This is a genomic window from Streptomyces sp. NPDC021012, assembly GCF_044333355.1.
Classification (GTDB): Bacteria; Actinomycetota; Actinomycetes; order Streptomycetales; family Streptomycetaceae; genus Streptomyces.
In genome coordinates this window covers 417,235-433,989 of the sequence record NZ_JBIRQU010000007.1, presented here as the reverse complement: position 1 = coordinate 433,989, position 16,755 = coordinate 417,235, and the positions used below count along the sequence as shown (strand labels likewise).

22 protein-coding genes are annotated in these 16,755 nt (G+C 69.4%); 6 read left to right on the top strand and 16 right to left on the bottom strand.

Translation table 11 applies throughout. The features are described 5' to 3' along the window. The first annotated feature begins 12 nt into the window (after window positions 1-12). Window positions 13-660 (top strand): RICIN domain-containing protein, encoded by a 648-nt coding sequence (locus ACH4TP_RS24990; protein ID WP_398439192.1) that lies wholly within the window; start codon window positions 13-15, stop codon window positions 658-660. 58 nt (window positions 661-718) lie between these two features. Here the strand turns inward: ACH4TP_RS24990 and ACH4TP_RS24985 are convergent, their stop codons facing one another. From ACH4TP_RS24985 to ACH4TP_RS24935, 11 genes are all read right to left on the bottom strand, one after another. Next, window positions 719-2,218 carry an alpha-N-arabinofuranosidase gene (locus tag ACH4TP_RS24985; RefSeq protein ID WP_398439191.1) on the bottom strand — a complete coding sequence of 500 codons (1,500 nt, stop codon included), beginning with the start codon at window positions 2,216-2,218 and terminating at the stop codon, window positions 719-721. Window positions 2,219-2,265: 47 nt separating this feature from the next. Then, window positions 2,266-2,553, bottom strand: a complete 288-nt coding sequence (locus ACH4TP_RS24980; RefSeq protein ID WP_398439190.1) for a hypothetical protein — start codon at window positions 2,551-2,553, stop codon at window positions 2,266-2,268. A 107-nt stretch (window positions 2,554-2,660) separates the two neighbouring features. Then, entirely contained in the window at window positions 2,661-3,044 is a 384-nt protein-coding gene (locus ACH4TP_RS24975; protein ID WP_398182588.1) for a carbohydrate ABC transporter permease, read from the bottom strand. A gap of 97 nt (window positions 3,045-3,141) precedes the next feature. Further along, the gene (locus ACH4TP_RS24970; RefSeq protein ID WP_398182591.1) at window positions 3,142-3,561 is read right to left on the bottom strand and encodes a gas vesicle protein K; all 420 of its coding nucleotides are present in this window, start codon (window positions 3,559-3,561) and stop codon (window positions 3,142-3,144) included. Then, a complete protein-coding gene (locus ACH4TP_RS24965) occupies window positions 3,558-3,773 on the bottom strand; it encodes a gas vesicle protein (protein ID WP_389226166.1) in 216 nt (71 codons plus the stop codon). The genes ACH4TP_RS24970 and ACH4TP_RS24965 overlap by 4 nt, the downstream gene beginning before the upstream one ends. Beyond that, a complete protein-coding gene (locus ACH4TP_RS24960; RefSeq protein ID WP_398439189.1) occupies window positions 3,770-4,666 on the bottom strand; it encodes a GvpL/GvpF family gas vesicle protein in 897 nt (298 codons plus the stop codon). Before ACH4TP_RS24960 ends, ACH4TP_RS24965 begins: the two co-directional genes overlap by 4 nt. After that, on the bottom strand, window positions 4,663-5,154 hold the full coding sequence (locus tag ACH4TP_RS24955) for a gas vesicle protein (RefSeq protein WP_398439188.1): 492 nt from the start codon (window positions 5,152-5,154) through the stop codon (window positions 4,663-4,665). The genes ACH4TP_RS24960 and ACH4TP_RS24955 overlap by 4 nt, the downstream gene beginning before the upstream one ends. Window positions 5,155-5,175: 21 nt before the next feature. Then, window positions 5,176-5,424 carry a gas vesicle protein GvpG gene (locus ACH4TP_RS24950; RefSeq protein WP_398439187.1) on the bottom strand — a complete coding sequence of 83 codons (249 nt, stop codon included), beginning with the start codon at window positions 5,422-5,424 and terminating at the stop codon, window positions 5,176-5,178. A gap of 30 nt (window positions 5,425-5,454) precedes the next feature. Further along, on the bottom strand, window positions 5,455-6,168 hold the full coding sequence (locus tag ACH4TP_RS24945) for a GvpL/GvpF family gas vesicle protein (protein WP_398439186.1): 714 nt from the start codon (window positions 6,166-6,168) through the stop codon (window positions 5,455-5,457). Between the two features lie 3 nt (window positions 6,169-6,171). Beyond that, entirely contained in the window at window positions 6,172-6,633 is a 462-nt protein-coding gene (locus ACH4TP_RS24940) for a gas vesicle structural protein GvpA (protein ID WP_389226151.1), read from the bottom strand. Between the two features lie 28 nt (window positions 6,634-6,661). Continuing rightward, the gene (locus ACH4TP_RS24935) at window positions 6,662-7,027 is read right to left on the bottom strand and encodes a gas vesicle protein (RefSeq protein ID WP_389226148.1); all 366 of its coding nucleotides are present in this window, start codon (window positions 7,025-7,027) and stop codon (window positions 6,662-6,664) included. A 202-nt stretch (window positions 7,028-7,229) separates the two neighbouring features. On the opposite strand from ACH4TP_RS24935, the gene ACH4TP_RS24930 reads away from it, so the two are divergent. Next, window positions 7,230-8,336: a histone H1-like repetitive region-containing protein gene (locus tag ACH4TP_RS24930; RefSeq protein WP_398439185.1), complete on the top strand. Its 1,107-nt coding sequence runs from the start codon at window positions 7,230-7,232 to the stop codon at window positions 8,334-8,336. A gap of 3 nt (window positions 8,337-8,339) precedes the next feature. Continuing rightward, window positions 8,340-9,431, top strand: coding sequence for an SRPBCC family protein (locus tag ACH4TP_RS24925; RefSeq protein WP_398439184.1), 1,092 nt, complete (start codon window positions 8,340-8,342; stop codon window positions 9,429-9,431). Between the two features lie 115 nt (window positions 9,432-9,546). Here ACH4TP_RS24925 and ACH4TP_RS24920 read toward each other — a convergent pair whose 3' ends face one another. The 4 genes from ACH4TP_RS24920 to ACH4TP_RS24905 all read right to left on the bottom strand — a co-directional run bounded on the left by ACH4TP_RS24920 (window position 9,547) and on the right by ACH4TP_RS24905 (window position 11,672). Beyond that, window positions 9,547-9,720, bottom strand: a complete 174-nt coding sequence (locus ACH4TP_RS24920) for a CsbD family protein (protein ID WP_398182616.1) — start codon at window positions 9,718-9,720, stop codon at window positions 9,547-9,549. Window positions 9,721-9,807: 87 nt separating this feature from the next. Beyond that, a complete protein-coding gene (locus ACH4TP_RS24915; protein ID WP_389226136.1) occupies window positions 9,808-9,981 on the bottom strand; it encodes a hypothetical protein in 174 nt (57 codons plus the stop codon). A 140-nt stretch (window positions 9,982-10,121) separates the two neighbouring features. Further along, entirely contained in the window at window positions 10,122-10,754 is a 633-nt protein-coding gene (locus tag ACH4TP_RS24910; RefSeq protein WP_398439183.1) for a transposase, read from the bottom strand. 51 nt (window positions 10,755-10,805) lie between these two features. Continuing rightward, window positions 10,806-11,672: a CPBP family intramembrane glutamic endopeptidase gene (locus ACH4TP_RS24905; protein WP_398439182.1), complete on the bottom strand. Its 867-nt coding sequence runs from the start codon at window positions 11,670-11,672 to the stop codon at window positions 10,806-10,808. 313 nt (window positions 11,673-11,985) lie between these two features. On the opposite strand from ACH4TP_RS24905, the gene dnaK reads away from it, so the two are divergent. Together dnaK and ACH4TP_RS24895 are read left to right on the top strand one after the other, a co-directional pair. After that, window positions 11,986-13,851: a molecular chaperone DnaK gene (gene dnaK / locus ACH4TP_RS24900; RefSeq protein WP_398439181.1), complete on the top strand. Its 1,866-nt coding sequence runs from the start codon at window positions 11,986-11,988 to the stop codon at window positions 13,849-13,851. A 49-nt stretch (window positions 13,852-13,900) separates the two neighbouring features. Continuing rightward, entirely contained in the window at window positions 13,901-14,857 is a 957-nt protein-coding gene (locus ACH4TP_RS24895) for an NmrA/HSCARG family protein (RefSeq protein WP_398439180.1), read from the top strand. Window positions 14,858-15,339: 482 nt separating this feature from the next. On the opposite strand, the gene ACH4TP_RS24890 is transcribed toward ACH4TP_RS24895, so the two are convergent. Beyond that, window positions 15,340-16,092 (bottom strand): hypothetical protein, encoded by a 753-nt coding sequence (locus ACH4TP_RS24890; RefSeq protein ID WP_398439179.1) that lies wholly within the window; start codon window positions 16,090-16,092, stop codon window positions 15,340-15,342. Between the two features lie 141 nt (window positions 16,093-16,233). Here ACH4TP_RS24890 and ACH4TP_RS24885 point away from each other — a divergent pair, with 141 nt between their 5' ends. Further along, window positions 16,234-16,665, top strand: a complete 432-nt coding sequence (locus ACH4TP_RS24885) for an Hsp20/alpha crystallin family protein (RefSeq protein WP_398184370.1) — start codon at window positions 16,234-16,236, stop codon at window positions 16,663-16,665. Window positions 16,666-16,755 lie beyond the last annotated feature (90 nt).

The following is a 16,755-nucleotide window of genomic DNA, read 5'->3' as shown; positions in this document are numbered from 1 at the left end:
CTCGCCCAACGGGTGCTGCGTGCCGCGGGCGGCGCGACGGTGACCGTCCGCCTGGAACTGGACGGCCTCGTCGACGGTCAGCACGCCGGACTGTGCCACTACGCGGCCACCTACGCCGGACTGGGCGTGCGGCGCTCCGGGACCACCACCACGATTGCCCAGAACGTCGGCGGCACCCCGACCAACGGCCCGGTGGTCACGCAGAACGCCGTGTGGTTGCGCACCACCTGGGACGTTAACGGCGTCAGCCGGTTCTCCTGCAGTCTCGACGGCACCACGTACACCGCCTTCGGCGGCACCTATCAGCTCGCCTGGGGTGGATACCGCGGCGACCGGGTCGGCCTGTACACCTACAACCCCAACAACACCGGCTACGTCGACGCCGACTCCGTGCAGTACACCATCGCCCCCACCAGGGCCTGCACATGCGTCAGCGTGCGCAGCGGCAAGGTCCTCGACGTCGGCGGAGGCGGCACGGCCGACGGCGCCGCGCTGGTCCAGTACGCCGACAAGGGCAGCGCCAACCGGCAACGGACCTTCCAACGCGTCACCGGATGGGGACCCGGACGGCAAGCGGTGAGGCCGGAAAGAGATCGCTTTCCGGCCTCACCGCGTACCACCCCCGCGTCAGGTCACGCGGTCAGTCGAAAAGCGTCTTGAGCGTCGGCGCCTGCACGGTGGCCGTGGACATGTCCTCGCGGGGCGGGGCTTGCGGTACTCAGCCCAGCGCGATCGCGGTCCACGACACCGGCGGCAGCTCGATGCTGAGCAGCCCGTCGGACAGGATCGCGCTCGGGTTCGGGTGCGGGGTCACGCGGTTCTGCTCGGTGAGGGTGTTCTTCGCGTACGCATCCGGGTCGGCGAGCGTGACCGCCTCCAGGATCCGCGAGGAGCCAAGGCTGCGCACTTCGACCGTGACCTGACTGGCCTGCGTGAGATCGCGGTTGACGAGGAAGACCGCGGCGCGGTCCTCGTCGACGGTCGCGACGGCGTCGACGACGGAGGCCTCGCCATGGCGTGCCGTCGTGTAGGCCGGCGCCTCGACGACGGGCCGGATCACCTCACCGGCGGCAAGCCGGCTGGTGATCGAGAACGGGTGGAAGGTCGTCTGCCGCCAGGCAGGGCCGCCGGGCTCGGTCATGATCGGCGCGATCACGTTGACCAGCTGCGCGAGCGAGGCCGAGGTGACGCGGTCGCTGTGCTTGAGCAGCGTCATCAGCAGGTTGCCGACGACGACGGCGTCCGTCACCGAGTAGACGTCCTCCAGCTGCCGGGGGGCGTGCCGCCACTCGTCGTTGACCTCGCCGGACTCCTCGTGCTCCTTCTGGTACCAGACGTTCCACTCGTCGAACGAGATGTTGATCTTCTTGTGGGAGCGCTTCTTGTAGCCCACGTGGTCCGCGGTCGCGACGACCGTGTCGATGAAGTAGTCCATGTCGGTCGCCGAGGCGAGGAAGGAGCCGAGGTCGCCGTCGTGCTCCTGGTAGTAGGCGTGGCAGGAGACGTAGTCGACGTGGTCGTAGGTGTGCTCGAGCACCGTGCGCTCCCAGTCGCCGAAGGTCGGCATCGAGGAACCGGAGGAGCCGCAGACCACGAGTTCGAGGTCCTTGTCGGCCGTCTTCATCGCGCCGGCGGTACGGGCGGCGAGCTTGCCGTAGTCGTCGGCCGTCATGAAGCCGGTCTGCCAGGGGCCGTCCATCTCGTTGCCGAGGCACCACATGCGCACGTTGTGCGGGTCCGGTGTGCCGTTGGCGATACGGAGGTCCGAAAGCGCCGTACCGGAGGGGTGGTTGGCGTACTCGAGCAGGTCCAGGGCAGGCAGGATGCCGCGTGTGCCGAGGTTCACCGCGAGCATCAGCTCGGAGTCGGTGAGCTTGAGCCAGCGGGCGAACTCGTCCAGGCCGACCTGGTTCGACTCCAGCGAGTGCCAGGCGAGGTCGCGGCGCACCGGACGCTGGTCGCGCGGGCCGATCGAGTCCTCCCAGCGGAAGCCGGAGACGAAGTTGCCGCCCGGGTAGCGGATCGTCGTGCTGCCGAGCTCTCTGACCAGTTCGACGACGTCCATGCGGAAGCCGTCCTTGTTCGCGCTCGGGTGTTCCGGCTCGTAGAGCCCGGTGTACACGCAGCGGCCGAGGTGTTCGACGAACGAGCCGAAGGTGCGGCGTCGGACAGGAGCGATGACGGCCTGCTTGTCGAGAACGACGTGGGCACGGGTCAATGCAGTGGTCCTTTGCGGTTCAGGAGGGAAGCGGGGCAGCGAACGCGTTACTTGACGGAGCCTGCGGTCAGGCCCTTGCGCCAGAACCGCTGGAGACCGATGAAGGCGACGAGCAGGGGGATCAGCGACAGGAACGCACCGGTGATCGGCAGCAGCGGCGGCACTCCGTTGGCGAACTCCGAGCGCCACCGCACCAGGCCCACCGTGACGGGCTGCAGTGAGGAGGTGTTGAGCATGAGCGAGGGCAGCAGGTAGTTGTTCCGGATGCCGACGAGGCTGTACAGCGCGCTGTTGGCGAGCCGGGTGGAGAAGATGCCGTCCTCGAAGCCGCACACGTCCCTGATGTTGGTGACCAGGTCGAAGGGGGAGAACCACAGGGGTGTACCAGTGTAGAGGTAGCCCGAGGCCTTGGTCGAGGAGACGAACAGCCACCACAGCGGGATCAGCGTGTACAGGCCCAGGTCGTGTTCATGACCGGGGAGAACTTCGGGTCGACGCCCGGGACGCGCGCGCGGACCAGCACCGCCGGCTCGGTGTACAGCTGCGCCGTCCCGATGGTGGAGAAGACCGTGGTCAGCACCAGCGCGGGGCGCACCAGCGGGGTCTTCACCGCCCGTGCCAGGCGCCATCCGGTGCAGCCGTCGAGCGCGGCGGCCTCTGTCACCTCGGCGGGGATCGTCTGCAGCGCGGAGTAGATGATCAGCATGTTGTAGCCGGTCCAGCCCCACGTGATCATGTTCCCGATCGGGACCGGAACCCACGACGGCGACAGGAAGTCGACGTGGATCCCGAGGTGGGACAGCGGTCCGGTGCTGGGCGACCGCAAGAGCGGCGAGGTCGCGGAGTTCGCCGGAGCTCCGACGGGCTTCGCGGCGTCCGTTCAGCGCCTGCCCCCGGTCCGCCGCTTCATGCGCGCGAAGGCGTCACTCCCCGCGGGGCAGCAGGGGGCCCAGCGGTCCGAGGTCCAGGTTGAGGTCGTCCAGCGTGTAGCCGTGCTCGGCGCAGAGGTCGGACAGCGCGTCGTGCAGGGCCATCAGGGTCGCGCCCAGTTCCTCTTCCTGGTCGTCCGTGAGGTCGCCGGCGTCGACGCGTCGCAGTGCCTGCCTTTCGATGAGCTGGCGCAGGAGTTCCACGATCGTGAGGACGAGCTTGAGGAGGTCCTCCTCCACCGTCTCGCGGCCGGTCCGGATCCGGCGCGCGGGAGGCGGGGGTTCGTCGGCGGGAAGGGCCGGTGCCTGGAGGAGCCGGAACGCGTCGCCCAGGTCGGCAGCGACGCCGCGCAGGTCGGGCGAGGTGCCCGGAGGGGCCTTCCCTTCCCCGGGTGCCGGACCGGCCCCGCTCACGTCGGCCCCCGGCCAGTCGGTGCCATCGGGTCCGCCTCGGTGCCGACGGACACGATCAGGGCGCGGAGCGAGATGCGTACGAGATCGATGTCGGCGATCGACAGCACGATGTCGCCGGACAGGACCACGCCCCCGCTGAGCAGCCTGTCGAGCAGGTCGACCAGAGCGACCTGGCGTCCGGGCAGCGCTTCGACGGGCCGGTCGACGGTCACGGCGCTCGCCCGTCCCGGTCGCCGTCCGCCGGGAGCCGCTGGAGTGACGGCGCCGGCATGGCGAAGGAGTAGGGGGCCCAGGGGCCTGTGACGTCGACGCGCACGCCCTCAAGGTCCTGCGCCGCCGCGGTGACCGCCGCGCGGAACGCGTCGGCCCGGTCGTCGGGAACCAGGTAGGCGTCGTTGAGGACGTTCTCGTCGGGCCCCGCCAGGGCGCCGCGCTGGGCGGGGTGGCGCACACGGTGCGGGGTGAACCGGGCGGTGAGGGCTTCGAGTCGTTCGGCGGCCTGTTGGGCGTGCAGGTAGCGGCTTTCCTGCGCGGTGTGCTGTGCCCGGCGCCGCCGCAGGTACGCCTTGCCGGGGCTGAGTGCGGCGGTGTCTCCGGAACGGGCGTCCGCGTCACCGCGCGTCTCCTCCGGGGCCGCTGCGGTGGTGACGTAGAGCTTGACGCCGAACTCGCTGTGGCCGCGGAGCAGGCGGATCCGCTCGGCGAAGGCGTGGCCCTGGGCGACGAGCGCCCGGCGGGCCCGGTCGTCGTTCTCGTAGACGGTGGCCAGGCGCAGCGGCAGGACGGTGTCGTGGCGGGCGATCGTCTGGACGACCTCGTTGTGGGCCCGCGCGACGCCCTCCAGCCACTCCAGGTCCTCGAAGCGCCGCTTCAGCGCGCGTTCGTCGAATTCACGGGGTGCGACGCGACTGACGACGAATGCGACGGCGTCCTCCGTGTCGCTCGTACCCGGGGTGCCGCCCGACGCGTTCTCGCTCTCGCCGAGCGGGCCGAGGAGGGAGACGGGCGCCCCCGACACTCCGCGGACGCCGACGAGCCCGGTCCGCAGCCGCCGTGTGTCGGGAGCTGCGGCATAGACGTAGGTCAGGCCGTCGTGACTGTTCATTCCCTGCGCCTTCGGGGTGGTTTCGCAGCGGCGTCATCCGGTCCCTCGGCGGTTTCCCGCGTCGTGGCCGTCTCATCGGACTCATCGGGCGCGCCCGTCGCGTCCTCCCGCGCCCGGGAAGCGCGCCGTGGACGGGCGTCCCGGGAGGTCACGGCCGCGCGCCGCAGCTCTTCCAGTTCGGCGCGCAGCCGGCGGTTCTCCTCCGCCAGCGGATCGTCGCTGTGTCTCGACGAGAGCGAGGGGTCGTGCTCCCACCAGTCGATGCCCATCTCCTTCGCCTTGTCCACGGAGGCGACCAGGATCCGCAGTTTGATGGTCAACAGCTCGATGTCGAGCAGGTTGATGCGGATGTCCCCCGCGATGACGATGCCTTTGTCCAGGACACGTTCGAGGATGTCGGCGAGGGTCGCGGAGGAACTCGGGCCGTACGGTGCCGGAGCCGCTCGGGAAGGCAGGTGCCCGAAGCGTTCGGGCAGGGGATCAGACACGATGCAGGCCTCGTTCTCCGGTCATGGCGTGGGCCGCCGATGGGCCGTGATCTCGTCCAGCCGGTCGAGCAGCTCGTCCTCACGTTCGTCGAAGGTCTCCTGATCGATCTCCCCTCGTACGAGCCGGTCCTCCAGGGCCGCGAGCTCCCGCCAGACGGGAGCGGGGTCGTAGTACTCCTCCTCCGCCTTCTCGACCACCCTCTCGGCGACCCAGACGACGCTGCGCACGGGGGCGAAGGCAAGCGTGAGCAGGTACGTCACCAGGCCCATCCTCGTACCCTCCTTTCCCGGGGTGTTCAGTCACTGCACGAAGCTGTACGGCGGCAGCGGGCCGCTGAGTCTGAGCTCGACGCCGTTCTCGATCTCCTGGGCGAGGTTCGCCTGTGCCGTGAGGAAGTCCTCCTTCCGGTCCTCGGGGACCAGCAGCGAGAAGTTGAGGAAATCGTCGCCCGACGCCTGCCGGACGCTGTGCTCCCGGGCGAACGGCACCAGCGCTTCGACCAGTCCGGACGCCAAGGCGTCCTGTCGTTCGCGTACCTGCGCGGCCACCAGCTGACCGAGGGCCAGCGGCAGCTGCGGATCCTCCTCGCCGGAGCGGATCCGTTCGTTCAGCTCCCGGGCTTCGGGGGTGTCCCGCAGGATCTGGCGCAGGAGCCGCTCCTCGTCCTGGGACGCGCGCACGTGGTATTCGGCGCAGCCGTCGAGCCGCTCCAGATTGGCGAGATAGCTGTCGGCGTCCCTGCGGAGCACCTCCTCGACCGTCGACTCGTCGGGGGCGGTATAGCCGAACTGCAGGGGAAGGACGGGCCCGCCCCGCATGAGGCGTTCCTGCACTTCCTGGTGGATCAGCAGATCACGCCGCTTGGGGCGGATCTCCTCGGAGATGTCGCTGACCACGGCGCGAAGAGGCCCGGAACCGAGGAAGCGTACGGGCGCCGGTTCCGAGCCGACGCCGGACATGTCGAGGGAGGCAGGGTGGTTCTTCGCGACGATCGCGTAGACGTAGAGGACCATGGGTCACTCCTTCTCCCGGCGCGCCGTACGTCGGGCCGGGGGCCGCCGGCGCCGGGGAGCGGGCTCCTCCTCCGCCTCCTCCTCGTCCGGTTCCTCGTCGTCACGGGACTTTCCCTTCAGGGACTCCGTCACCGCTTCGACCGCCCCGCTGAGCGCCCCCTTGGACTTGCCGCGGGACCCGCCCTCCACCATGTCCCCCACGACCTCGGGAAGCTGCGCCGGGGCCTTGCGGCCCGCTTCGAGGTCGAGCCTGTTGCATGCTTCGGCGAAGCGGAGATAGGTGTCCACGCTGGCCACGACGATCCGCGCGTCGATCTTGAGGATCTCGATGCCCACCAGGGACACGCGGACGAAGACGTCGATCACCAGCCCCCGGTCCAAGATCAGCTCCAGGACGTCGTAGAGACTGCTCGTGGAGCCCCTGCCCCCGCTGACGGCACTGCCGCTCTGCGGCACCATGGTCATGGCGCCTCCTTCCACGGCCGAGCCGAAGTCAGAACGGCCGATCGATCATTCCGCGGTTGTAACGGCGAGTTCGCTCGAACGAGATCAACGCGCCTTCCTCGTCGAGCGCCACCTTGTAGCTGGCCAGCACGCTGGTCGTGTCCGGAATGCGCTCCAGTTCCACCACCTCCACCTGCGCCTCCCACCCCTCGTCCGTGGGCTTCAGCGAGGACACGGACTCGGGAGGTCTGCCCAGCAGTGTGGCGAGTTGGACGGCGGCCGCTCTCATGGCCGAAGCCGCGTCGACGGATTTCCGCCGTCGTGGCGCGGGCTTCCGTCGCTGACGTTCCAGCCGCTGGTCGTCATCCGCGTGCGCAGCTGTACGTCGGGGGCGATCCGGGTCCGATGAGGCCATAGGGCGCTCCAAGAGGACATACGGCTAGCAAAGGTTAGAAGTCCATGGTATAGGGGCAGACGCCATGCTGGGAGAACAGGCTCGTTCCCCACCGCCCGAGCGGGGCGTCCTTCACGGGTGTACAGAGGGCTCGCAACCCGATGCGAGAGTCCCGTACCAGGCGGCGACAGGGCCGCAGGCGCCCGGTGAAGGGACAGAGGTCATGGACAACACGACCAAGATCACCCTGGCGGCCGCACTGGCCGGGGGCTACGTACTGGGACGAACGAAGAAGGCCCGCCTCGCCTTCACCCTGGCGACCTACCTCGCGGGCCGGCGTTTCGGTCTCGACCCGCGACAGCTCGTGACCCAGGGTCTGACCAAGCTCAAGGACATTCCTCAGGTCGCCGACATCGGCGAGCAGCTCAGGGGCGAAGCCCTGGACGCCGGCCGCCAGGCACTGAGTGCGGCGGCCGACCGCAAGCTTGCCGACCTCGCGGACTCGCTCCATGAGCGCACGCTGGCGATCGGTGGCGGCGAGGAGGAAGAGGAGGAGGACGAGGAAGGCCGCTATGACGAGGAGGACGGACGGTACGAGGGCGACGAGGGCGAACGGTACGAGGACGACGAGGACGACGAGGGCGGACGGTACGAGGACGACGAGGGCGAACGGTACGAGGACGACGAGGACGAGGGCTACGAGGAAGACGAGTTGGAGGCCGGGGAAGAACCCGAGGAAGAGGGTGAGGACGAGGGTGAGGAAGAGGAGGAACAGCAGCCGGAGAAGTCGCGCTCACCGCGGTCCTCCCGTCCGTCATCCCGTACACGGGAGAGGGGAACCACCGAGTCTCGTCCCCCTAGGGCTTCTCGGAGTGGTGCTACGACCTCGACGGGCAGGAAAACCGCCGCGCCGGCCAAGAAGACGACCACCAAGAGGTCCGCGTCGAAGACTGCGGCGAAGAAGACCACGCCGCAGAGGCGGTCGACATCCGAAGGGGCGCCCGCGAAGAAGGCCGCCCCCGCGAAAAAGACCACCAGCGCCCGTCCGGCGAAGAAGACGGCAGCACGTAAGACGGCGGCAGAGAAGACTGCGGCCAGGAAGGCTCCGGCCAGGAAGGCTCCGGCCAAGAAGGCTCCGGCCAAGAAGGCCCCGGCAAAGAAGGCTCCCGCAAAGAAGGCCCCCGCAAAGAAGGCCCCTGCGAAGAAGGCGCCCGCCAAGAAGACCGCAGCAAAGAAGACCGCAGCGCGCACGAGCCCGGCCCGTAGGCCGGCGGCGAAGAAAACGGCGGCGAAGAAGACGGCGGCGCGCAAACCGTCGACGCGGAGGTAGGTCATGGCAACCGAAGACCGCAGCCACGGCAAGAAGTCCGAATCCGGAATGGACCGGTTGCTCGGTGAGCTGGGCGAGTTCCTCACCGCCCAGGCGGGAGACTTGGCGGAGAAGGCGACGGACAAGCTCAGAGACGTCACCGATCAGCTCTACGACGTGGCCGACAACGGCGGCAAGCTCACGGATGTCGGCGGACGCATCTTCCAAGGGGACTCCCCGGTCAAGGCCATGGTGGGAAGTTCCCTCAGCGGCCTCAAGGACAAGGTCACCGATGCCGCGTCGAACCTGTTCGGCGGAGGAAAGGGCAAGCGCAGGAGCGGAACCCGGAAGATCACCAGCATCGTCGAGACCGTCGATGTGGGTGCTCCCTTGAAGCGGGTCTACAACCACTGGACCCAGTACGAGGATTTCAGCGGATTCACCAAGGGCGTCCGCAACGTCTCGCAGGGCGACGAGACCACCAGCGACTGGAAGGTCAAGGTGGGCCCCTCCACCCGTAGTTGGAAGGCCACGGTCCAGGAGCAGGTACCCGACGACCACATCATCTGGACCTCCGATGGCGCCAAGGGGTCGACCCGCGGCTGTGTGAGCTTCCACGAGCTCGCCCCGTCCCTCACCCGGATCCTGCTCACCGTCGAGTACTACCCCTCCGGCCTCTTCGAGAAGACGGGCAACCTGTGGCGCGCCCAGGGCCGTCGACTCCGACTCGACCTCAAGCACTTCCGCCGCCATGTCACCCTCACGGACGAGGAACCGGAGGGCTGGCGGGGCGAGATCCGCGACGGCGAAGTGGTCCGTTCGCACGAGGAAGCCCTTGAGGAGGAACAGGAGAACGGTGAGACGGGCGAGGAGGAGGACGAGGAAGGGCAGGAGCCCGAGGAGGAGTACGAGGACGAAGAGGGGTACGAAGACGAGGAGGGGAACGGCGAGGGGTACGAAGACGAGGAAGGGGACGGCGAGGGGTACGAGGAGGCCGACGAGGAAGGGGACGCCGAGGACGCCGAGGACGCCGAGGACGACGGGGGCGAAGAGGCGGATGAGGACGAGGAAGACGACGAGTACGAGACCGTCGGTGGTCGGCGGAGCAGGCGCTGATCACTGCCCGTGCCCCACATGACAGAAGGAGGAGCGGCCCTCGTGGCCGCTCCTCCTCCAGGGCGGGTGATGCGCCGATCGGTGCCCGGGATCGTCCGGACGGTCGCGCATTCGGTCAGTGCTTCAGCGTGTCCTTGGCTTTCTGCGCGGTCTGCTTGGCGTCACCCGCGACCTGCTCGGCGCGGCCCTTCATCTCCAGGCTCGTGTCGCCGGTGGCCTTGCCCGTGGTCTCCTTCACCTTGCCCTTGGCGGTCTGCGCCATGTTCTTGGCCTTCTTTCCTGCGGCCACGACAGTCACCTTCCCGCACTAGTCTCGACCCGCCTCATGGCTGGGCCATCGCGGCGGCTACCCCGTTTTCCCCCTTGTATGCCCCGATCAGTGCTTGAAGAAGTCCTTGCCCTTCTCCTTGATCTGCCGGGCCTTGCCCCGGGCCTGTAGCGCGGCGCCCTTGGCCGCCGTGGTGTCGTCGCCCGAGGCATGGGCGGTTCGCCTGACGACCTTGCCCATGATCTGCTCGATCCTGGCCTTGGCCTTCTCCTTGGCACTCATTTCGGTCCTTTCCCGGACGGTCACTGCACCGCCTACCCGCCACTCCGACCAGTAACCGGTCGCTTCGACCTCCAAGAAGCGACGGATACCGACGGGGGAGGAGAACGGCCGGGAGCGCGGGACCCTGACCCTGACCCTGATCAGGGGGGGGAGGGGGGACGCCCCTTACAGCTGCGGAACCGCCCTGAGGTGCGGATCATCTGCCGCGACCGTGCCGGCTCCTTCCGCGACGGGCCCAAGCAGGTGCCCCGCAAGCTCGGCAAGCAGCCGATGCCTGGCGCCTGCTGCACAACCTGGCCGAGACAGTCGCGCGTCGTAGGCCGACACCGCGCCGACCTGCGAGAACGCCTCGGTTCCCACGACGAACAGGTGCGGCGGACCTGCCATCCGCGCGATCTCCGTCCTCCCCGGCCCTCCACGAACGACTCGACCGCCCGGTCGATGTCCTCGGCGGCGTCCGCTTCCGCCTGGATCCGTTGGGGCAGACGTTCCCAGGTCCCGTCGGTCGACCACAGCCGACGGCGTTCGTAGACCGTCTTCCACGCACCGAACCGGTCGGGCAGATCGCGCCAGTGCACGCCGGTCTGCACCTGGTGCGGGATCCCGTCGATCATCTGCCACCAAGCAGGAGGGGTGCTTCCGGCGCGTCGGTGACGGCAGGCGGTCTTGGCGCCGAGTCCGGTTGCGTCAAAGGGTGCGTGGACGGGGCGTGGGCCTCGCCGGGACGAGGGCGGGTGGTGAGCGTTGATCGACTCGGTCGTCCGACCGGACATCGCCGTAGGCCCGGCCGGTGCCGCCTGTCGCCCGGGCCGGGGGAGCGGTGGTCACCCCTGGCTCACGTCCGTGACGGCCCGTGGCCCGCGAGTACAGCGGGGTGTCAGTGCCCGGCGGCGCGGTGGGCGGCCGGGGCGACGGTGGTGTCGTCGGGACGGTCGGCCGGTTCGACGGTGCGGCGCTTGACGATCGCCAGCACGATCAGGACGACCTGGAGCGCGATCGACAGGATCATCCCGGGGGATTGCCTTGGGGGTGGCGCCCACGGCGTTGGAGGCGAGGCTGAAGTCCCACAGGCCGTGCACCAGCGTCGGCAGCAGCAGGGTGCCGCCGACGCGCAGGCACAGGTAGAAGAAGTAGCCGGAGGTGGAGACGATCACGGCCTGGGAGACGGCCTGGGTGCCTTCGCCGAACGCGTTGCTGACGTGGACGACACCGAAGACCACCGAGGACCACAAGGCGACTTTTCCCTCGCTGAGGCCGGCGCGCTTGAAGACCTGGACGCCGATGCCGCGGAACATCAGCTCCTCGCCGATGCCGACGAGCGCGGTCATCATGACCAGGGCCGGCACCAGGGAGACCGGCTGGTCGGAGAGGTCGGGGTGGTTCACGCCGAGGACGGCGACCACCGGCATCGAGATCGGCACGAAGCGCACCCAGTGCCGCACCGGCACCCGGTAGTTCAGGACGCTGCCCCACCAGCCGAGCCAGGTCACCACGCCGGCACCGAAGAGGACCGACAGGCCGATCGGGATCACGCCGTTGCGCACCACGGACTCGGTGGTGGGGAACTGGCTGTCGCCGCTGCCCGGGTCGACGCCGATGCGCGCGACGACCCCCTCACCCGGGCCCGGATCCTCGCGCTCCTGGACGAACTGCCCGTCAGCGAGTGGCGCTACGCCCGGGACCCCCGACACCCTGCACATCGGTCCGATGGCCCAGGACCGGCGGGCCGCCTTCGGCTACGGCCGGCGCGAGACCACCATCGACGTCGTCGATGCCCAGGGCGTCCTGATCGCCGCCGTCCATGAACTCTCACGCCGCCTGCGCCACCTCGAAGAACAACACGCCGCCCGACACGGCGGCCCGCGCGCTCTGCGCGACCGCCCTTGCTCTGCTCGGTTCCACAGCCCTGCTGACCTCATGGACGGGCGCATACCCGCGGCCGTGCGGGGAAGGCGCCGGGTAAAGGCGTCGTGGTGTGGCGCCCTCGGGTTTGGGAGGCCGAAGATGGTTCGGTCGGTCGGTATCGATCTGGGGACGACGAATTCGGTGGTCTCCGTCCTGGAGGGCGGTGAGCCGACGGTCGTCGCGAACGCGGAGGGGGCGCGGACCACACCGTCCGTGGTCGCCTTCGCCAAGGGCGGTGACGTGCTGGTCGGTGAGCTGGCCAAGCGGCAGGCGGTGACGAACGTGGACCGCACCGTGAGGTCGGTCAAGCGGCACATGGGCGAGGCGGACTGGCGGTTCCCGGCGAGCGGCGAGGTCGACGGGAAGCGGTACACCGCGCAGGAGATATCCGCCCGCGTGCTGCAGAAGCTGAAGCGGGACGCCGAGGCCTACCTGGGGGAGGACGTCACGGACGCGGTGGTCACCGTGCCTGCGTACTTCAACGACTCGCAGCGGACGGCGACGAAGGAGGCGGGCGAGATCGCGGGGCTCAACGTCCTGCGGATCGTGAACGAGCCGACCGCGGCCGCCCTCGCGTACGGCCTCGACAAGGAGAACGACCAGACGGTCCTCGTCTTCGACCTCGGCGGCGGCACCTTCGACGTGTCCCTCCTGGAGATCGGCGAGGGCGTCGTCGAGGTGAAGGCCACCAACGGCGACACGCATCTAGGCGGTGACGACTGGGACCAGCGGATCGTCGACCACCTGGTGAAGCAGTTCAAGAACGGGTACGGCGTGGACCTGGCCAAGGACAAGATGGCGGCGCAGCGGCTGCGCGAGGCCGCGGAGAAGGCGAAGGTCGAGCTGTCGTCCGCGACCGAGACGTCGATCAACCTGCCGTACATCACGGCGTCCGCCGAGGGCCCGCTGCACCTGGAGGAGAAGCTCACCCGCGCGCAGTTCGAGAAGATGACGGAAGACCTGCTCGAACGCTGCAAGACGCCGTTCCGTCAGGCGGTCGAGGACGCGGGCATCAAGGTCGCCGACATCGATCACGTGATCCTGGTGGGCGGCTCGACGCGGATGCCCGCGGTGACTTCTCTGGTGCGGTCGCTCACCGGCAAGGACCCGCACAAGGGCGTGAACCCGGACGAGGTCGTCGCCGTCGGCGCGGCCCTGCAGGCCGGTGTCCTGAAGGGTGAGGTCAAGGACGTCCTGCTGCTCGACGTGACCCCGCTGTCCCTCGGCATCGAGACCAAGGGCGGCATCATGACCAAGCTCATCGAGCGCAACACCACGATCCCGACCAAGCGGTCCGAGATCTTCACGACGGCCGAGGACAACCAGCCGTCCGTGCAGATCCAGGTCTACCAGGGCGAGCGCGAGATCGCGGCGTACAACAAGAAGCTCGGCATGTTCGAGCTGACCGGTCTGCCGCCGGCCCCGCGCGGCGTCCCGCAGATCGAGGTCGCCTTCGACATCGACGCCAACGGCATCATGCACGTGACCGCGAAGGACCTGGGCACGGGCAAGGAGCAGAAGATGACCGTCACCGGCGGCTCCTCGCTGCCGAAGGACGACATCGAGCGGATGATGCGTGACGCCGAGGCCCACGCCGAGGAGGACCGGCGCCGTCGCGAGGCCGCCGAGACCCGCAACCAGGGCGAGCAACTCGTCTACCAGACCGAGAAGTTGCTCAAGGACAACGCGGACAGGGTTCCCGGTGACGTGAAGTCCGAGGTCGAGACCGCGGTTGCCGAGCTGAAGGAGAAGCTCAAGGGCGAGGACGCCGCCGAGATCCGCACCGCCACCGACCGGCTGAGCACGGTCGCACAGCGGATCGGCACCGCGATGTACACCCAGCAGCAGGAGGCGCGGGGGGACGCCGGGCCCGCAGCCGGTGGAGCAGGTGGAGCCGGTGGCGAGGAGGACATCGTCGATGCTGAGATCGTCGACGAGGACAAGCGGGAGGGCAAGGGCGAGTAGACGCGGGAGGGACGGCAGCAGCTGAACCGAGGTGCGAGGCGATCGAGCCATGACCGACAGGAAGATCATCACGGTGATCGGGGCGACCGGCAGGCAGGGCGGCGGCTTTGTGCGGGCCGTACTCGCCGACCACGAGAGCGAGTTCGCGGTACGCGCCGTCACCCGCCACCCCGAAGGGGAAGCCGCCCGGGAGTTGAAGCGCCTCGGCGTCGACGACATCGTCCGGGCCGACATGGACGATCCGCCCAGCCTCGCGCCCGCCTTCGAGCACGCGTACGGCGCGTTCCTGGTCACCAACTTCTGGGAACACATGTCCGCAGAGCGCGAGAAGACCCAGGCACAGGCGCTCGCCCGGGCGGCCTCCCACGCCGGAGTGCAGCACGCGATCTGGTCCACCCTGGAGGACACCCGCGAGTGCATCTCCCTCGACGACGAGCGGATGCCGACCCTCCAAGAGCACTACAAGGTGCCGCACTTCGACGGCAAGGCCGAAGCCGACCACTACTTCACCGAGGAAGCGGTGCCGACCACGTTCCTGCGCGCCACCTTCTACTGGGAGAACCTGTTCGGCGCCTTCGCCCCGCAGCGCGGCCCGGACGGCGCCTTCCACCTCACGTACCCCATGGGCGAGAGCCGGCTCTCCGGCATCGCGGTCGACGACATCGGCAAGACCGCCCTGTCGATCCTCCGGCGCGGAGCCGACCTCATCGCCGCCACGATCAGCATCGCCGGCGAGCACCTCAAGGTCGCCGACATGGCCGCGGCGCTCTCCACCTCCCTCGGCGAACCCGTGCGGTACCGGCCCCTCAGCCCCGACGAGTGGCGCGCGCAGGGATTCCCGGGCGCGGACGAGACGGGCAACATGTTCCAGTACTACGCGGACTGCGAGCACCGCTTCACCGCCGCCCGCGACCTCGTCGCCGTCCGCGACCTCGACCCGGCCCTCCAGGACTTCGCTACCTGGCTCGCCGCCCACCACGACAGACTGCTCAACGCCTGGTCATGAAGGCGGACCGCTGGAGTGCGCGAGGCACTTCCGGGAAGCCGCGCGGCTGTGAAGACGCCCGTTGCGGACGCGCGAACGGGAGGCCGGCATGCTGATCAGCCACGCCATGGACGGCGGCACCCTTCGCACGACCGTGTACGAGCGGCTCGACGCCACCGGCCGGGCCGCCGCGCCCTCAGCCGACCGGTCACCCGGGCGGGCGTTCGCCACGCGTACCCACGGGCACGGGTGGGCGGGCAGCGGGCAGACGACCGAGCGCAACCGCACGCCCGCAGCACCGGCGGCGGGCTCACGGCGGGCAGGGCGGCCCTCTGGCCGGACCCGATCGTCGCCGTGGCGGCACGATCGGGTCCGGCTCCGTCGTATTCGATGAGCGGCCGTGCGGAACTGGTCGCAGACCCTGAGGGCGCGATCTTCGGGATCCGGGAGGTACGGGCGCGCATGCCTGCGATTCGTTCGGTTCGCGGCCGGGCCGCGGTCACTCAGGTCCTGCCGCGCTGATGCGCGCTGTCGCGGCGGAGCTGCTCGGCGCGGAGGGCGAGGCGGTCGATGTTCTCGGCGAGGTCCGGGCGGGTGGCCCGCAGGTGGTCCCGGGCCCCGGTCAGCGGGGCGACGAGCCCGGAGGCGTCGTCCTCGGCGAGGGCGCGGTCGAGCTCGGCGAGGATCGCCCGGGCCGCCTCGGGGAGGCCGGTCAGGACGGTGATCTGGCCGGCGAGGCGGCGCAGGTCGGCCGCGTGGACGCGGGCCCAGGCGACGACCGCCCGGTCGGCGGCCCGCCGGTCGCGGGTCGCCTGGACGCGCTGCTCGGCGGTGCTTCCGGCGGTGCCCGGCCGGAGCCGCAGGTAACGGCGCTCGGCAGCCTGTCGGCTGGCCACGCCGAGCGGGTGGGCCAGATCCGCCCAGCTGGCGCCGGTCCGGCGGGCCTCTTCGATGAGCCTCGATTCCCAGCTTCCGAGCTCGTCGCGCACCTCGCGCAGCAGCAGAAGCGAGGCCAGCGCCCGCTCCGGCCCGTCCTCGACGCGCCCGCCCTCGTCCGGCGCGGGGCGCATGGCGTCCGGGTCCGCGGCGCATGCCGTACGCAGGGCCGCGCGGATGACGTCGAGTGCCTCGGTGGCGGCGAGGAGCGATTTCGGTCCCGTACGCACGTCGCCGTGCCCACCGACCGCTACGTCCGGCGCGTTCACGTTCCGTACGTCGCGGCGATGGTGTTCACCGCTCTGGTCACTCGCGGTCATGGTCACGAATCCTTCCGATTCGTCACCTTTTCGATGACATTTACTCTTGTCATCAGGTTGATGACATGTTACACCGGAATGAGGTGAAGCGCCTCAGTAGATCCCAGTAGATGACGACTGAACCGACTGGAGGTGTTCTCGATGCTGATGCGCACCGACCCCTTCCGTGAGCTCGACCGGCTCACCCAGCAGCTGCTGACACCCGGCACCTGGTCGCGGCCGTCCGCGATGCCGATGGACGCCTACCGGAAGGGCGACGAGTTCGTCGTCGCCTTCGACCTGCCCGGCGTTGCCACGGACGCGATCGACATCGACGTCGAGCGGAACATGCTGACCGTGAGGGCCGAGCGGCGTCCGGCGGTGGACGCCGACGACGCCCAGATGGAGCTCTCCGAGCGGCCACTGGGTGTCTTCTCCCGCCAGGTCATGCTGGCCGACACGCTCGACACCGAGCACATCGCCGCCGACTACGACGCGGGTGTCCTCACCCTGCGCATCCCGATCGCCGAACGCGCCAAGCCCCGCAAGGTCACCATCGAGAACCGGGGCGACCGCAAGGAGATCAACAGCTGAGAGATGAGCAGCTGAGAGACAAGCAGCCGAGAGACAAGCAGCCGAGAGACAAGCAGCTGAGACGAGCCGCAGTCGGCTCTGCGCGGGGGA

What these genes read in the sequence shown, in the direction of transcription:
- ACH4TP_RS24960 (WP_398439189.1), bottom strand. Translation starts at nt 4,666, where the DNA reads ATGAACAGTCACGACGGCCTGACCTACGTCTATGCCGCAGCTCCCGAC.
- ACH4TP_RS24950 (WP_398439187.1), bottom strand. Translation starts at nt 5,424, where the DNA reads ATGGGCCTGGTGACGTACCTGCTCACGCTTGCCTTCGCCCCCGTGCGC.
- ACH4TP_RS24945 (WP_398439186.1), bottom strand. Translation starts at nt 6,168, where the DNA reads ATGGTCCTCTACGTCTACGCGATCGTCGCGAAGAACCACCCTGCCTCC.
- ACH4TP_RS24940 (WP_389226151.1), bottom strand. Translation starts at nt 6,633, where the DNA reads ATGACCATGGTGCCGCAGAGCGGCAGTGCCGTCAGCGGGGGCAGGGGC.
- ACH4TP_RS24935 (WP_389226148.1), bottom strand. Translation starts at nt 7,027, where the DNA reads ATGGCCTCATCGGACCCGGATCGCCCCCGACGTACAGCTGCGCACGCG.
- ACH4TP_RS24930 (WP_398439185.1), top strand. Translation starts at nt 7,230, where the DNA reads ATGGACAACACGACCAAGATCACCCTGGCGGCCGCACTGGCCGGGGGC.
- ACH4TP_RS24925 (WP_398439184.1), top strand. Translation starts at nt 8,340, where the DNA reads ATGGCAACCGAAGACCGCAGCCACGGCAAGAAGTCCGAATCCGGAATG.
- ACH4TP_RS24915 (WP_389226136.1), bottom strand. Translation starts at nt 9,981, where the DNA reads ATGAGTGCCAAGGAGAAGGCCAAGGCCAGGATCGAGCAGATCATGGGC.
- ACH4TP_RS24910 (WP_398439183.1), bottom strand. Translation starts at nt 10,754, where the DNA reads ATGTCCGGTCGGACGACCGAGTCGATCAACGCTCACCACCCGCCCTCG.
- dnaK (WP_398439181.1), top strand. Translation starts at nt 11,986, where the DNA reads ATGGTTCGGTCGGTCGGTATCGATCTGGGGACGACGAATTCGGTGGTC.
- ACH4TP_RS24895 (WP_398439180.1), top strand. Translation starts at nt 13,901, where the DNA reads ATGACCGACAGGAAGATCATCACGGTGATCGGGGCGACCGGCAGGCAG.
- ACH4TP_RS24890 (WP_398439179.1), bottom strand. Translation starts at nt 16,092, where the DNA reads ATGACCGCGAGTGACCAGAGCGGTGAACACCATCGCCGCGACGTACGG.
- ACH4TP_RS24885 (WP_398184370.1), top strand. Translation starts at nt 16,234, where the DNA reads ATGCTGATGCGCACCGACCCCTTCCGTGAGCTCGACCGGCTCACCCAG.